Source organism: Fusibacillus kribbianus (assembly GCF_030053595.1).
Lineage (GTDB): Bacteria > Bacillota > Clostridia > Lachnospirales > Lachnospiraceae > Lientehia > Lientehia kribbiana.
Genome location: NZ_JASGBQ010000003.1, coordinates 49601 through 64754, shown reverse-complemented (window position 1 = coordinate 64754; position 15154 = coordinate 49601). Strand labels below are relative to the sequence as shown.

11 protein-coding genes and 1 riboswitch are annotated in these 15154 nt (G+C 51.4%); all 11 genes read left to right on the top strand.

Annotated elements, in window-relative coordinates; translation table 11 throughout:
- The first annotated feature begins 101 nt into the window (after positions 1-101).
- Complete coding sequence (locus QJ036_RS03330) at positions 102-728, top strand: single-stranded DNA-binding protein (RefSeq protein WP_283230021.1); 627 nt, start codon at positions 102-104, stop codon at positions 726-728.
- Between the two features lie 83 nt (positions 729-811).
- Entirely contained in the window at positions 812-1306 is a 495-nt protein-coding gene (locus QJ036_RS03325) for a cob(I)yrinic acid a,c-diamide adenosyltransferase (protein WP_283230020.1), read from the top strand.
- A 103-nt stretch (positions 1307-1409) separates the two neighbouring features.
- Positions 1410-1584: riboswitch (Lysine riboswitch) on the top strand.
- 101 nt (positions 1585-1685) lie between these two features.
- The gene (gene dapA / locus QJ036_RS03320; RefSeq protein ID WP_283230019.1) at positions 1686-2576 is read left to right on the top strand and encodes a 4-hydroxy-tetrahydrodipicolinate synthase; all 891 of its coding nucleotides are present in this window, start codon (positions 1686-1688) and stop codon (positions 2574-2576) included.
- Between the two features lie 33 nt (positions 2577-2609).
- A complete protein-coding gene (gene dapB / locus QJ036_RS03315; protein ID WP_283230018.1) occupies positions 2610-3365 on the top strand; it encodes a 4-hydroxy-tetrahydrodipicolinate reductase in 756 nt (251 codons plus the stop codon).
- Positions 3366-3481: 116 nt separating this feature from the next.
- Complete coding sequence (locus QJ036_RS03310; RefSeq protein ID WP_283230017.1) at positions 3482-3919, top strand: hypothetical protein; 438 nt, start codon at positions 3482-3484, stop codon at positions 3917-3919.
- A 206-nt stretch (positions 3920-4125) separates the two neighbouring features.
- On the top strand, positions 4126-5574 hold the full coding sequence (gene purF, locus QJ036_RS03305; RefSeq protein ID WP_283230016.1) for an amidophosphoribosyltransferase: 1449 nt from the start codon (positions 4126-4128) through the stop codon (positions 5572-5574).
- Between the two features lie 24 nt (positions 5575-5598).
- Entirely contained in the window at positions 5599-7029 is a 1431-nt protein-coding gene (gene purB, locus QJ036_RS03300) for an adenylosuccinate lyase (RefSeq protein ID WP_283230015.1), read from the top strand.
- Positions 7030-7046: 17 nt separating this feature from the next.
- Complete coding sequence (locus QJ036_RS03295) at positions 7047-8336, top strand: adenylosuccinate synthase (protein WP_283230014.1); 1290 nt, start codon at positions 7047-7049, stop codon at positions 8334-8336.
- A gap of 52 nt (positions 8337-8388) precedes the next feature.
- Complete coding sequence (locus QJ036_RS03290; RefSeq protein WP_283230013.1) at positions 8389-9006, top strand: HAD family hydrolase; 618 nt, start codon at positions 8389-8391, stop codon at positions 9004-9006.
- A 371-nt stretch (positions 9007-9377) separates the two neighbouring features.
- Positions 9378-12536, top strand: a complete 3159-nt coding sequence (gene ileS / locus QJ036_RS03285; RefSeq protein ID WP_283230012.1) for an isoleucine--tRNA ligase — start codon at positions 9378-9380, stop codon at positions 12534-12536.
- 67 nt (positions 12537-12603) lie between these two features.
- Entirely contained in the window at positions 12604-15066 is a 2463-nt protein-coding gene (locus tag QJ036_RS03280) for a glycogen/starch/alpha-glucan phosphorylase (protein ID WP_283230011.1), read from the top strand.
- The last annotated feature ends 88 nt before the right edge of the window (positions 15067-15154 follow it).

Below are 15154 nucleotides of genomic sequence, written 5' to 3'. Positions count from 1 at the left end.
ATTTAAAATTTTATGTATAAAACCTGCAGGGGGCGAATACACATAATATTAGCCTGAAATGGCAGTCAGAAGGACGAAGCATATGGAAAGGAGAAATACGAATGTCAGAGAAAATAATGGAAAACAACAAAGTCACTGTGATCGGAGAGATTACAACGGGGTTCACCTTCAGTCACGAGGTGTTCGGGGAGGGGTTTTATCTGACCGAAGTGTCGATCAACCGGCTCAGCGAACAGACGGACGTGATCCCTCTGCTCATTTCCGAACGGCTCATTGATGTCACCGGAGATTACACGGGGATGCTGGTGGAGGCGTCGGGACAGTTCCGTTCCTATAACCGACATGAAGGAACAAAAAACCGGCTGGTGCTGTCTGTTTTTGTCCGGGAGATCGCTTTTCTGGAGGAATTCGGTGATTATACGAAGACCAATCAGATCTTTCTGGACGGTTACATATGTAAGACCCCGATCTACAGAAAAACTCCCCTTGGACGGGAAATTGCCGATCTTCTGGTGGCGGTAAACCGTCCCTACGGAAAATCCGACTACATTCCCTGCATAGCCTGGGGAAGAAATGCAAGATATGCCTCCGGTTTTGAGGTGGGAAGCAGGATCTGCGTCTGGGGCCGGGTGCAGAGCCGGGAATATGTCAAAAGGCTGAGTGAGACGGAAAGTGAAAAACGGGTGGCTTATGAGGTCTCTGTCAGCAAGCTGGAATGGATCGAATAGAGACAGAGACGAATAAAGTTGCATTATTTGGGAAACAGTGGTAAAATAACAGGAAATACAGTGGTAGAACCTGGGGGTGCGCCATGAAAAAAGGAATTGTTCAGGTATTGTGCGGCGAGGGCAGAGGGAAAAGCGCCTGTGCGCTCGGATTGGCGGTGAAGGCTGCCGGAAGCAATAAAAATATTGTTGTGATCCAGTTCCTGAAGGGGAAAAATGAGGAAACTGAGATAGGAAGACGGCTGGAGCCGGAGATCAAGGTGTTCTCATTTGAAAAGTCAGAGAGACCGTACTGTGAGCTCAGTGACGAGGAGAAACAGGAGGAAGCGGTCAATATGCGCAATGGCGTAAATTTTGCCAAGAAGGTGCTGTCCACACGTGACTGCGATGTGCTGATCCTGGATGAGATCCTGGGTCTGTTGGATTACGGCATCATCGAGCCCTCCGATATCCAGAAGCTTATGGAGGCCAGGGACGAGGATGTGGATATCATTATGACGGGGATCGTATTTCCGGAGGAGTTAAACGGATGTGTGGATAAGATATCCCGCATCGATACGGTGGATATCAAGGGCGTCTGATGCGCGCGCGTTCTGTTTTTCAGCCCGGAAAGCGGGTTTTTTAGACTTCCGGTTGACAACGGAAAGAAGTAGTGCTATGATGTCCAAAGCAAAAGAACTGAATAACCAATGTAGAGGTTGCGTTTTTCATCAGTATCCCGGCGGATATGTACAGGCATAGGGGAGGCCGGAGGAAAGGGGAGGACGCCGAAGGAACAAATAGCCTGGATAGGAGTTCCTGGGCATATGGTGAAGAATCATATGACTGTCATCCAACCGGATGGAGCGCTACTTAAAGGATTTTTCGGCATGCATATTTGAAATGCCGTCATTGAATTTAAAGAGCTGGCTTCCGGTCAGCTCTATTTTGGTTGTCACGGAATTTAAAGGAGGAAAAGAAATGGCAGTATTTAAAGGCGCTGGCGTGGCGATCGTCACTCCGTTTTTCGAGGATGGAACGGTAAACTATGATAAGCTGACAGAGCTTCTGGAAGAGCAGATCGCGGCCGGAACCGACAGCATTATCATCTGCGGAACGACCGGCGAGGCTTCTACCTTAAGCCATGAGGAACATCTGGATGTGATCGGTCATGCGGTGAAGGTAGTAAACGGACGGATCCCTGTGATCGCAGGAACAGGCTCCAACAGTACGGAGACGGCAGTTTATCTTTCCGTGGAGGCGGAGAAGCTGGGAGCGGATGCACTCCTTCAGGTGACTCCCTATTATAATAAGGCGACCCAGAAGGGTCTGATCGCTCACTTCACTGCAGTGGCTGAGTCGGTGAAGCTTCCCATCATCCTGTATAATGTACCCAGCCGTACCGGCTGCAATATTCTTCCTGAGACGGCTGTGTATCTGGCGAAAAATGTTCCCAATATTGTTGGGATCAAGGAAGCCAGCGGAAATATTTCCCAGGTCGCAAAGCTGGCTCAGCTGGCTGACGGCTGCATCGATATTTATTCCGGCAATGACGATCAGGTGGTTCCCATCCTTTCCCTGGGCGGAATCGGCGTGATCTCGGTGCTTTCCAATGTGGCGCCTGAGAAGACTCACGATATGGTCATGAGCTTCCTTGAAGGAAATGTTGCAGAGAGCAGAAGACTTCAGCTGGAGGCCCTTCCTCTCATCGATGCCCTCTTCTGTGAGGTAAATCCCATTCCGGTAAAGACAGCCATGAATCTTCTCGGCAAGGAGTGCGGTCCCCTTCGCGGACCTCTGTCCCCGATGGAACCGGACCATGTGGAGAAACTCAGGAAGGCCATGACGGATTATGGTATTGCGCTGGCATAAATGGTACAGCATCTTTTAACGGAGGATTTTACTATGATACGAGCGATTATGCACGGCTGCAACGGTCATATGGGTCAGGTGATCACCGGTCTTGCAGCTGCAGATGAAGAGATTGAGATCGTGGCCGGAATTGATTTGTCAGACCATATCAAGAATACCTATCCGGTGTTCTCATCCCTGGAGGCCTGTGATGTGGAAGCGGACGTTATCATTGATTTCTGCTCGGCAAAGGCCATTGACGGGCTCATCGAATACAGTGTGAAAAAACGGATTCCGGTGGTGGTATGTACCACCGGGCTTTCTGAGGAGCAGGTGGGAAGGATCCGGGAGGCATCTGCCTACGTGGCAGTCCTCAAATCGGCAAACATGTCTCTGGGCATCAATATGCTTCTCAAGCTTCTGAAGGAGGCAGCCCTGACGCTGGCCCCTGCCGGCTTTGACATGGAGATCGTGGAGCGTCACCACAATCAGAAGGTGGATGCACCCAGCGGAACGGCGCTGGCGCTGGCAGACTCCATGAATGAGGCTCTGGACAATGCCTACAGCTACAAATATGACCGTTCCCAGGAGCGGGCAAAACGGTCCAAAACAGAGATCGGCATCAGCGCTGTCCGCGGAGGCAATATCGTCGGCGAGCATGAGGTGATCTTTGCGGGCACCGATGAGGTCATTGAGTTCAAGCACACCGCCTATTCCAAGGCCGTATTTGCAAAGGGCGCCATTGAGGCGGCCAAGTTCCTGGCGGGAAAGCCTGCCGGATTCTATGATATGAGCGACGTGATCGGCTGAGAGCGGCCTTCGGAGATTTTTCTGACCGGATTAAAAAAATCCGGAAATTTCCAGCATAGCTTTCCTGCTTTCTGCGCAAAGTAACGATAGAACATGCGTAAGAAGGAGAGAAAGCAATGAAGAAAAGAAGATTTATGACAGTGATGGCAATGCTTTTCCTGACGGTCTGCCTTTTCGCCGGATGCGGTTTCGGAAACAAATCAAACGACGGAACCAGCAACGGTGCGGAGACTCATGAGTCCGGCAGCAGTGAAAACGGAACCGGAACGCCCGATAAGAACAACGGACAGAACGGAAATCAGAACGGAACCCAGAATGGAACCCTCGGGACCGATGGAGAAAACGGAATGATCGGTACCGACGGAAACAACATCAACGGCACCAGTGACGGAAACGGAACTAATGGAACCAACGGCACCAACGGCACAAACGGCACCAACGGAGCCAATGGAAACGGGGACGGTGTTTTAAATGATCTGGGTAATGATGTGAGCAAGGCCATTGATGATGTGGGAACCGATATCAGCCGGGGCGTGCAGGATATGACCCGGTGAAAGGCTCCATGAAAAGACTGGTATAAGAGGTGCAGCCGTATCTTTATGGAAGATGCGGCTGTTTTCTGCTGTTTTTTCGCTTTTTTGGTGAATTTTGCAGTTGCGTTATCTATGGCCTTATATTATAATTTAGACGTTAATGGGCTTTTTTTGAATATGGAAATTTGTAGGAAATCTGTGACAGCACCCAGGGAGAGGATGACTTTATGAACAAGCAGCCTTATGAGACATTTGAGGATTTCGACCGTATTCATGAAGAATGCGGTGTGTTCGGCGTCTATGATTTTGACAGACACGACGTTGCACCTACGATTTATTACGGCCTTCTGGCTCTGCAGCACCGCGGACAGGAAAGCTGCGGCATTGCAGTCAGCGATACAGAGGGACCCAAGGGAAAAGTCCTGGTCCACAAGGGCATGGGACTTACCAATGAGGTCTTTACGCCGGAGCATCTGGAGCGGCTGAGCCCCGGAGACATCGGCGTGGGACATGTCCGTTATTCCACAGCGGGAGCCAGCACCAGAGAAAACGCACAGCCTCTGGTACTCAATTATATCAAGGGAACACTGGCCCTGGCCCACAACGGCAATCTGGTCAACGCACCGGAGCTTCGCCGGGAGCTGGAATATGACGGCGCGATTTTTCAGACGACCATTGACACAGAGGTGATCGCTTATCACATTGCGAGAGCCCGCGTAAAATCAAAGACCGTGGAGGAAGCAGTAGGCAGAGCCATGAGAAAGCTGGTCGGTGCCTATTCACTGGTCATCATGAGCCCGAGAAAGCTGATCGGAGCCCGCGATCCCTTTGGTTTCAAGCCGCTCTGCATCGGAAAGCGGGACAATGCTTACATTCTTTCCTCCGAATCCTGCGCTCTCGATACGGTGGGAGCGGAGTTTGTACGGGATGTGCGGCCCGGAGAGATCGTCAGCATTACGAGAGACGGCATAAAATCAGACACCAGTCTGTGCCTGCCGCCGGAAAAAGAAGCAAGATGTATTTTTGAATATATTTATTTCGCAAGGCCCGATACCAGAATTGACGGAGTCAGCGTTTACCACGCCAGACTGGCGGCCGGACGTTTTCTGGCCAAGGATCATCCGGTGGAGGCGGATCTGGTGGTCGGCGTTCCGGAATCCGGAAATGCAGCGGCCCAGGGCTATGCTCAGGAGTCCGGCATTCCATACGGAACGGCCTTTGTGAAAAACAGCTATGTGGGACGAACCTTCATTAAGCCCAAGCAGAAGAGCCGGGAGTCCAGCGTTCAGGTGAAGCTGAATGTGCTCAAGGAGTCTGTGGCGGGAAAACGGATCATCATGGTCGACGATTCCATTGTCCGGGGAACGACCTGCGGCAGGATCGTAAATATGCTGAGAGAAGCCGGGGCAAAAGAGGTTCATGTGCGCATTTCGGCGCCGCCCTTCCTTCATCCCTGTTATTTCGGAACGGATATCCCGTCGGAGGATCAGCTCATTGCCCATGGAAGGACCGTGGAGGAGATCCGGCAGGAGATCGGTGCAGACAGCCTGGGATATCTGGGGCTTGACAGACTGCCTCAGATGGCGGAGGGACTTCCCATTTGTACGGCCTGCTTCAGCGGAGAATATCCCATCGAGCCTCCCAGGGAGGACATTCGCGGAGAATATCAGAAATAATATTTTTTCAGAAAGGAAACCATTATGTACGACAGATACCAGAGCCCTTTATCAGAACGTTACGCCAGCAAAGAGATGCAGTACATCTTTTCTCCGGACAAGAAGTTCCGGACCTGGAGAAGACTGTGGATCGCCCTTGCAGAGACTGAGCGCGAGTTGGGACTTCCCATCACGGAGGAGCAGATCGAGGAGCTTAAGGTTCACAAGGATGATATCAATTACGAGGTGGCGAAGCAGAGAGAAAAGGAAGTCCGTCACGATGTCATGTCTCATGTATATGCCTACGGCGTTCAGTGCCCGAAGGCCAAGGGAATCATCCATCTGGGAGCTACCTCCTGCTATGTGGGTGACAATACCGATATTATCATCATGACAGAGGCGCTTAAGCTGGTACGCAGGAAGCTGGTCAATGTGATCAATGAGCTGGCAGCCTTTGCAGACAAGTACAAAGGACAGCCGACTTTGGCCTTTACCCATTTTCAGCCGGCACAGCCGACTACGGTGGGCAAGCGTGCGACCCTGTGGCTGCAGGATCTGACTCTGGATCTGCAGGATGTGGATTATGTACTGAGCACCATGAAGCTCCTGGGTTCCAAGGGAACTACCGGTACTCAGGCCAGCTTTCTGGAGCTGTTTGACGGCGACCATGAGAAGGTGAAGCTGGTAGATAAAAAGATTGCAGAAAAGATGGGCTTTTCCGGCTGCTATGCCGTGTCCGGCCAGACCTACTCCAGAAAGGTAGACAGCCGGGTGCTGAACGTGCTGGCGGGAATTGCCCAGAGTGCCCATAAATTCTCCAACGACATCCGTCTCCTTCAGCATTTAAAGGAGGTGGAGGAGCCTTTCGAGAAGAGCCAGATCGGTTCTTCGGCTATGGCTTACAAGAGAAATCCCATGAGAAGCGAGCGTATGGCTTCTCTGGCGGATTACGTGATGGCCGATGCCATGAACCCCATGCTGGTGGCTTCCACCCAGTGGTTCGAGCGGACCCTGGATGATTCCGCAAACAAGCGTCTCAGCATACCGGAGGGCTTCCTGGCTGTGGACGGAATCCTGGATCTCTACCTGAATGTGGTGGACGGTCTGGTGGTTTATCCCAAGGTCATTGAAAAACGGCTCATGTCCGAGCTTCCCTTTATGGCCACCGAAAACATTATGATGGATGCGGTGAAGGCCGGCGGGGACCGCCAGGAGCTTCACGAGAGAATCCGTACTCTCTCCATGGAAGCGGGCAAAAATGTCAAGGTAAACGGCCAGGACAACAATCTGCTGGAGCTGATCGCCGCAGATCCGGCCTTCAATATGAGCCTCGAGGAACTGAAGAAGACCATGGAGCCTTCCCGTTATGTGGGCCGCTCCAAAGAACAGGTGGAGGAATTCCTTGCTGAGGTGGTAAATCCGATTCTGGAAGAGAATAAAGAGCTTTTGGGTGTCAAAGCGGAAATAAACGTATAATTTAGGAGGATGAAAGAATGGTAAGAGCGATTGTAGGCGCCAACTGGGGCGATGAAGGAAAAGGCAAGATCACGGATATGCTTGCCGAGAAATCCGATATTATTATCCGGTTTCAGGGTGGCAGCAATGCGGGTCACACCATTATCAACAATTATGGCAAGTTTGCGCTGCATCTGCTTCCCTCCGGTGTTTTTTATAACCATACCACCAGCATCATCGGCAACGGTGTGGCTCTGAATATTCCTTATCTGCTTAAGGAGATCAGGGAGCTGGAGGCAAAGGGAGTACCGACGCCCAGGATCCTTGTGTCCGATCGCGCGCAGATCCTGATGCCGTATCATATGCTCCTGGATGCCTGTGAGGAAGCGCGTCTGGCAGGAAAATCCTTTGGTTCCACCAAATCCGGCATTGCGCCGTTCTATTCCGATAAATATGCAAAGATCGGTTTCCAGGTCAGCGAGCTCTTCGGCTGCCCCGATGAACTGATGGATAAGGTGAAGAATGTCTGCACACTGAAGAATGTGATGCTGGTCAATCTTTACCATCAGCCGGCCCTTGTTCCGGAGGAAGTGTTTGCAACGCTGATGGAATACAAGGAAATGGTTGCGCCTTATGTATGTGACGTTTCCGCTTATCTGCATGAGGCAATGAAGGAAGGGAAGAACATTCTCCTGGAAGGTCAGCTGGGCTCCTTAAAGGATCCTGACCATGGCATTTATCCTATGGTGACCTCCTCCTCCACCCTGGCTGCCTATGGTGCCATCGGTGCGGGAATTCCTCCGTATGAGATCAAGAATATTACGACTGTCGTAAAGGCTTACTCCAGCGCAGTGGGCGCAGGGGCCTTTGTCAGCGAGATTTTCGGCGATGAGGCGGATGAGCTGAGAAACCGCGGCGGTGACGGCGGAGAGTTTGGTGCGACCACAGGCCGTCCCAGAAGAATGGGCTGGTTTGATGCGGTGGCAAGCCGTTATGGTTGCCGGGTTCAGGGCGCGACTGAGGTAGCGTTGACTGTCCTCGATGTTCTCGGCTATCTGGATGAGATTCCGATCTGTGTGGGATATGAGCTTGACGGCGAGGTTATGAAGGACTTCCCTGTAACCTCCAAGCTGGAGTACTGCAAGCCGGTGTATAAGAAGCTGCCCGGTTGGAAATGTAATATCCGCGGCATTCGGAATTACGATGAGCTGCCGGAAAACTGCAAAAACTACATCAACGAGATCGAGAAGGAGCTGGGCGTGCCGATCACACTGGTATCCAACGGCCCCGGAAGAACCGAGATAATTGAGAGAAAGCCTCTTATCTGATTTTATAGGAGCGCCGGAGAGGATTCCGGCGCTTTTTTCACAGGAGGACCGAATGATACATACACTGATATTTGATATTGGAAATGTTCTTGCAGCCTTTGACTGGAGAGGCTATCTGGACAGCTGGCAGCTCCCGCCGGAGGAGGATGCCATTGTGGAGCGGGTACTTTTCCGAAGCCCCATGTGGAAGGAAGTGGACCGGGGGAGCGTTCCCGACGACGAGCTTCTGGACGAGATCGTGAAGGATGCCCCCGGCTTTGAGGAGCTGATCCGGAGGGTTTACCGGGGAGCCGCTGTGGCTGTCAATGAATATCCCTACGCGCCGGGACTTCTGAAGGACCTCCGGGAACAGGGATACCGGATCTATATTCTTTCCAATTACGGAAAGACCTTTTATGAAGAGCGGCTGTCTCATTTCCGGTTTCTGGAGCATACGGACGGGCAGGTGATCTCCTATCAGGAGAAGCATATCAAACCGGAGCCGGAAATCTATGAGGCACTCATTTCCCGGTTTGGTATTGAACCGGAAACGGCGGTGTTTTTTGATGACCTTCCGGACAATCTTTCGGCTGCAGAGAAGTTTGGACTCCATACGGTGCAGGTGACCGGCTATGAATCCATTGTGGAAGGACTTGCCCGGTTTGGAATCGGGATTTCAACAGGGGCTTGACATTTTTTTCTTCCCTATTTATAATAGGGGCGATATGCAACAGGCTGTGATGGAGACAGTAGGGCAGTCGGAAAGGTTCAGCGACCCGGCGGCGGTGAAAGGCCGGGACGAGTAGGACTGTCACGAATATCACTCCGGAGCTGCATGGCCGAAGAAGCTGCAGGTGTTCCAGACATGGGACGCAGGACAGTTTTTGTAGGCTGTGCCGGAATCCACCGTTAACGGGAGCGTATATAACTGCGCAGGCAGCGTATGCAGAACAGGTGGTATTGCGAAGACAAACGGCTTCGTCCTTTTCTGGACGGAGCCTCTTATATTTTCCGGCGGGAAAATATAGGAGGATGTAAACCTTATTTAACAGGAGGAAAACCATGTACGACAAAGTTTCTACGAATCTGAATTTTGTAGAGCGGGAGAAGAAGGTAGAGCAGTTCTGGAAGGATAATCATATCTTCGAGAAGAGCATCGACAACCGGAAAAAGGGTGAGACCTACACCTTTTATGACGGCCCGCCTACTGCCAACGGAAAGCCTCATATCGGTCATGTGCTGACCCGTGTCATCAAGGATATGATTCCCCGTTACCGTACCATGAAGGGCTATATGGTGCCCAGAAAGGCCGGATGGGATACCCACGGACTTCCCGTGGAGCTGGAAGTGGAGAAGATGCTGGGTCTGGACGGCAAGGAGCAGATCGAGCAGTACGGTCTGGAGCCATTCATTGCCCACTGCAAGGAGAGTGTCTGGAAATACAAGGGCATGTGGGAGGATTTCTCCTCCACGGTCGGCTTCTGGGCTGATATGGAGAATCCCTACGTGACCTACCACAATGATTTCATCGAGTCCGAGTGGTGGGCTCTGAAACAGATCTGGGACAAAGGGCTCCTTTACAAGGGCTTCAAGATCGTTCCTTACTGCCCCCGCTGCGGTACGCCTCTTTCCAGCCATGAGGTGGCTCAGGGCTACAAGGATGTGAAGGAACGTTCTGCCGTTGTACGGTTTAAGGTCAAGGATGAGGACGCCTATATTCTGGCATGGACGACGACTCCCTGGACCCTGCCGTCCAATATCGCCCTCTGTGTAAACCCCAATGAGGAGTATTCCAAGGTAAAGGCGGCTGACGGTTATACCTATTACATGGCATCGGCTCTTCTTGATACGGTTCTCGGCCGTCTGGCCCAGGACGGAAAGCCTGCCTATGAGGTCCTGGAGACTTATATGGGCAAGGATCTGGAGTATAAGGAATATGAACCGCTTTTCGACTGCGCAAAGCAGGTGGCCGATAAGCAGCATAAGAAAGCATTTTTCGTGGTATGCGACACCTATGTTACCCTGACAGACGGTACCGGCGTGGTACACATTGCTCCTGCCTTTGGTGAGGACGATGCCAGAGTCTGCCGGAAGTACGGCAACATGCCTTTTGTTCAGCTGGTTGACGGCAAAGGAAACATGACGGAGGAGACTCCCTTTGCCGGTCTTTTTGTGAAGGATGCCGATCCGAAGGTGTTAGTATGGCTGGATGAGCGGGGACTTCTTTACGATGCTCCCAAGTTCGAGCACAGCTATCCCCACTGCTGGCGCTGTGATACCCCTCTGATCTACTATGCCCGTGAATCCTGGTTCATCAAGATGACTGCTGTGAAGGAGGATCTGATCCGCAACAACAACACCATCAACTGGATCCCGGAGAGCATCGGCAAGGGACGGTTCGGTGACTGGCTGGAAAACGTTCAGGACTGGGGTCTTTCCAGAAACCGTTACTGGGGTACTCCCTTAAATATCTGGGAATGTGAGTGCGGCCATCAGCATGCCATCGGCAGCATTGAGGAGTTAAAGAGCATGTCCCCCAACTGCCCCGATGACATTGAGCTTCACCGCCCCTTCATCGACAAGGTGACCATCACCTGCCCTCACTGCGGAAAACAGATGCACCGGGTGCCTGAGGTGATCGACTGCTGGTTTGATTCCGGCGCGATGCCGTTCGCTCAGCATCATTATCCGTTTGAAAATCAGGAGCTTTTTGAAAAGCAGTTCCCGGCTCAGTTTATTTCCGAGGCAGTGGATCAGACAAGAGGCTGGTTCTATTCCCTCCTCGCCATCTCGACCCTGATCTTCAACAAGGCGCCCTATGAAAACGTTATCGTTCTTGGCCATGTACAGGATGAGAACGGCCAGAAGATGAGCAAATCCAAGGGCAACGCGGTGGATCCCTTCGAGGCGCTGGAGACCTACGGTGCAGATGCCATCCGCTGGTACTTCTATATCAACAGTGCGCCCTGGCTGCCCAACCGTTTCCACGGCAAGGCTGTTATGGAAGGTCAGAGAAAGTTCATGGGTACCCTTTGGAATACCTATGCATTTTTCGTGCTCTATGCGAATATTGATAATTTTGACGCAACCAAATATACTTTGGATTACGAAAAGCTTTCCGTCATGGATAAATGGATCCTTTCCAAGATGAACACCATGGTAGGAAGCGTGGACAACAATCTGGAGAATTACCGGATTCCCGAGGCGGCCAAGGCGCTTCAGGAGTTCGTGGATGATCTGTCCAACTGGTATGTGAGAAGAAGCCGTGAGCGTTTCTGGGCAAAGGGTATGCCTCAGGATAAGATCAACGCCTATATGACCCTGTATACGGCTCTGGTGACCGTCGCGAAGGCAGCAGCTCCCATGATTCCGTTCATGACGGAGGACATCTACCGGAATCTGGTATGCAGTATTGACAAGAGTGCGCCGGAAAGTGTCCATCTGTGTAATTTCCCGCCGGTGGATGAGGCACACATTGACAAGGAGCTTGAGGAGAACATGGAGCATGTTCTCAAAGTGGTCGTTATGGGCCGTGCCTGCAGAAATACCGCCAACATCAAGAACCGTCAGCCCATCGGCCGCATGTTTGTGAAGGCACCCTTCGAGCTGTCAGAGTTTTACCGGGAGATCGTGGAGGATGAGCTGAATGTGAAGGAGGCTGTATTTACCGACGATGTCCGTGAATTTACTACCTACACCTTCAAGCCTCAGATGAGAACGGTAGGTCCCAGATACGGCAAGCTCCTCGGCCAGATCAAGCAGGCGCTTTCTGAGCTGGACGGCAATGCCGCCATGGATGAGCTTCGCACGAAGGGCGTACTGACCATGTCCCTGGCTGGAACGGAGGTATCCCTCACAGAGGAGGATCTGCTCATTGATATGGTCCGGAAGGAGGGCTATGTGACAGAAGCAGACAAGGAAGTGACGGTGGTTCTGGATACCAACCTGACTCCGGAGCTTCTGGAGGAGGGCTTTGTCCGCGAGATCATCAGTAAAGTGCAGACCATGCGTAAAGAGGCCGGATTCGAGGTTATGGATCATATCAATTTGTATCAGGATGAAAATGATGCCATCGCAGAGATCTTAAAGAAGCATACGGATGAGATCAAGAGCGAGGTCCTGGCTGAGGAAATTTTCATCGGAAAAATCACCGGATATGAAAAGGACTGGAATATTAACGGTGAACATGTTATGCTTGGTGTTGAAAAGGTAACCGTGTAAAGGAATGATCGGCTGGGGGGCCGTTCCTTAAATATTGGGTGAGCAAAATGCCAAACAGGAGGGAATTATGTCCAGTTACCAGTTTAATAAAGAACAGTTTAAGCAGGAAGTCTGCGCCAACGTGAAGAATCTGTTCCGCAAAACCATCAGCGAGGCAACACCCAAGCAGGTGTTCCAGGCTGTATCCTATGCAGTGAAGGATGTTATCATCGACGAATGGATCGCAACTCATAAGGAATACGAGAAGCAGGATGTAAAGACCCTGTATTATATGTCCATGGAATTTCTGATGGGCCGTGCTCTCGGAAACAACATCATCAACATCCGTTCCAGAGACGGAATCCGCGAGGCTCTCGACGAGCTTGGCTTTGATCTGAATGTGATCGAGGATCAGGAGAGAGATCCTGCCCTTGGAAACGGCGGTCTGGGACGTCTGGCTGCCTGCTTCCTGGATTCTCTGGCAACGCTGGGATATCCGGCTTATGGCTGCGGTATCCGCTACAAATACGGCATGTTCAAGCAGAAGATTCAGGACGGCTATCAGATCGAGGCTCCAGATGACTGGCTGCGCGACGGGTATCCCTTTGAGATCCGCCGTGACGAGTATGCCTTTGAAGTGAAATTCGGAGGCTACGTCCGTACAGAGTGGAGAGACGGACGGAACCATTTCATTCAGGACGGTTATCAGTCTGTCCGCGCTGTGCCCTACGACATGCCCATTGTAGGTTACGGCAACAATGTGGTGAATACCCTGATGATCTGGGATGCAGAGCCCATCAACACCTTCAATCTGGATTCCTTTGACAAGGGCGATTACCGCAATGCCGTTGAGCAGGAGAATCTCGCAAAGAATATTGTCGAGGTTCTTTATCCCAACGACAATCATTATGCAGGCAAGGAGCTTCGTCTGAAGCAGCAGTATTTCTTCATTTCCGCCAGCGTGCAGCGTGCCATCAAGAAATTCAAATCTCTTCATGATGACATTCATATGCTGCCGGAGAAGGTTGTGTTCCAGATGAATGACACTCATCCTACGGTGGCAGTTCCTGAGCTTATGAGGATCCTTCTCGACGAGGAAGGCCTGGAGTGGGATGACGCCTGGGATATCACCACCAGAACCTGCGCCTACACCAACCATACCATTATGGCTGAGGCACTTGAAAAATGGCCTCTGGAGCTGTTCTCCAGACTCCTTCCCCGTATTTATCAGATCGTGGAGGAGATCAACCGCCGCTTTGTGGAGCAGATCCGCCGTACTTATCCCGGGGATGAGAATAAGGTGAGAAGCATGGCCATCATCTATGACGGTCAGGTGAAGATGGCGCATCTGGCCATCGCAGGCAGCTTCTCTGTTAACGGTGTGGCAGAGCTTCATACGGAGATTCTTAAAAAGAAGGTTCTCAAGGACTTCTATGAGATGACACCGGAGAAGTTCAACAACAAGACGAACGGTATTACCCAGAGAAGATTCCTGCTTCACGGCAATGAGCTTCTGGCCAACTGGGTGACCGATAAGATTGGCGATGAGTGGATCACCGACCTGCCCCATATCAAGAAGCTGGCGATTTATGCCGACGATGAGAAATGTCAGCAGGAGTTCATGAATATTAAGTATCAGAACAAGATTCGTCTGGCAAAATACATCAAGGAGCACAACGGCATCGATGTGGATCCCCGCTCCATCTTTGATGTACAGGTAAAGCGTCTCCACGAATACAAGAGACAGCTTCTCAACATCCTTCATGTGATGTATCTGTACAATCAGTTAAAGGATAATCCGGAGATGGATATGGTTCCCAGAACCTTTATCTTCGGTGCCAAGGCTGCTGCCGGCTACAAGATCGCAAAGCTGACCATCAAGCTGATCAACTCTGTGGCTGATGTGATCAACAACGACAAGTCCATCAAGGGTAAAATCAAGGTGGTATTCATTGAGGATTACCGGGTATCCAACGCGGAGTGGATCTTTGCAGCTGCCGATGTCAGCGAACAGATCTCCACGGCCAGCAAGGAAGCCTCCGGTACCGGCAATATGAAGTTCATGCTGAACGGTGCTCTGACCCTCGGAACCATGGACGGTGCCAATGTGGAGATCGTGGAAGAGGTTGGAAAAGAGAATGCATTCATTTTCGGCATGTCCTCCGATGAGGTCATCAATTACGAGACCAACGGCGGCTACAATCCCATGGATATCTTCAACAACGACCAGGATATCCGCCGGGTACTGATGCAGCTCATCAACGGTTATTACGCACCCAACAATACAGAGCTGTTCCGTGACCTCTACAATTCCCTGCTCAACACCCTGAGCACCAGCAAGGCGGATACCTACTTCAATCTGAAGGATTTCCGTTCCTACGCAGAGGCTCAGAAGCGGGTGGATGCGGCATACCGGGATGAGAAATGGTGGGCAAAGGCAGCAATCATGAATGTGGCCTGCTCCGGCAAGTTCACCTCCGACAGAACCATCCAGCAGTACGTGGATGATATCTGGCATCTGGATAAGGTGACCGTGGATATGGACGAGTAATTTTACACATAATCTGGTTGACAAGGAAAAGAAAAATATAGTATAAAAGTAATAAGCGAAAAGGCATGTCATACCTGTCACTGACATG

Coding starts and splice junctions, on each gene's coding strand:
- QJ036_RS03330 (WP_283230021.1), top strand. CDS start 102: ATGTCAGAGAAAATAATGGAAAACAACAAAGTCACTGTGATCGGAGAG.
- QJ036_RS03325 (WP_283230020.1), top strand. CDS start 812: ATGAAAAAAGGAATTGTTCAGGTATTGTGCGGCGAGGGCAGAGGGAAA.
- dapA (WP_283230019.1), top strand. CDS start 1,686: ATGGCAGTATTTAAAGGCGCTGGCGTGGCGATCGTCACTCCGTTTTTC.
- dapB (WP_283230018.1), top strand. CDS start 2,610: ATGATACGAGCGATTATGCACGGCTGCAACGGTCATATGGGTCAGGTG.
- QJ036_RS03310 (WP_283230017.1), top strand. CDS start 3,482: ATGAAGAAAAGAAGATTTATGACAGTGATGGCAATGCTTTTCCTGACG.
- purF (WP_283230016.1), top strand. CDS start 4,126: ATGAACAAGCAGCCTTATGAGACATTTGAGGATTTCGACCGTATTCAT.
- purB (WP_283230015.1), top strand. CDS start 5,599: ATGTACGACAGATACCAGAGCCCTTTATCAGAACGTTACGCCAGCAAA.
- QJ036_RS03295 (WP_283230014.1), top strand. CDS start 7,047: ATGGTAAGAGCGATTGTAGGCGCCAACTGGGGCGATGAAGGAAAAGGC.
- QJ036_RS03290 (WP_283230013.1), top strand. CDS start 8,389: ATGATACATACACTGATATTTGATATTGGAAATGTTCTTGCAGCCTTT.
- ileS (WP_283230012.1), top strand. CDS start 9,378: ATGTACGACAAAGTTTCTACGAATCTGAATTTTGTAGAGCGGGAGAAG.
- QJ036_RS03280 (WP_283230011.1), top strand. CDS start 12,604: ATGTCCAGTTACCAGTTTAATAAAGAACAGTTTAAGCAGGAAGTCTGC.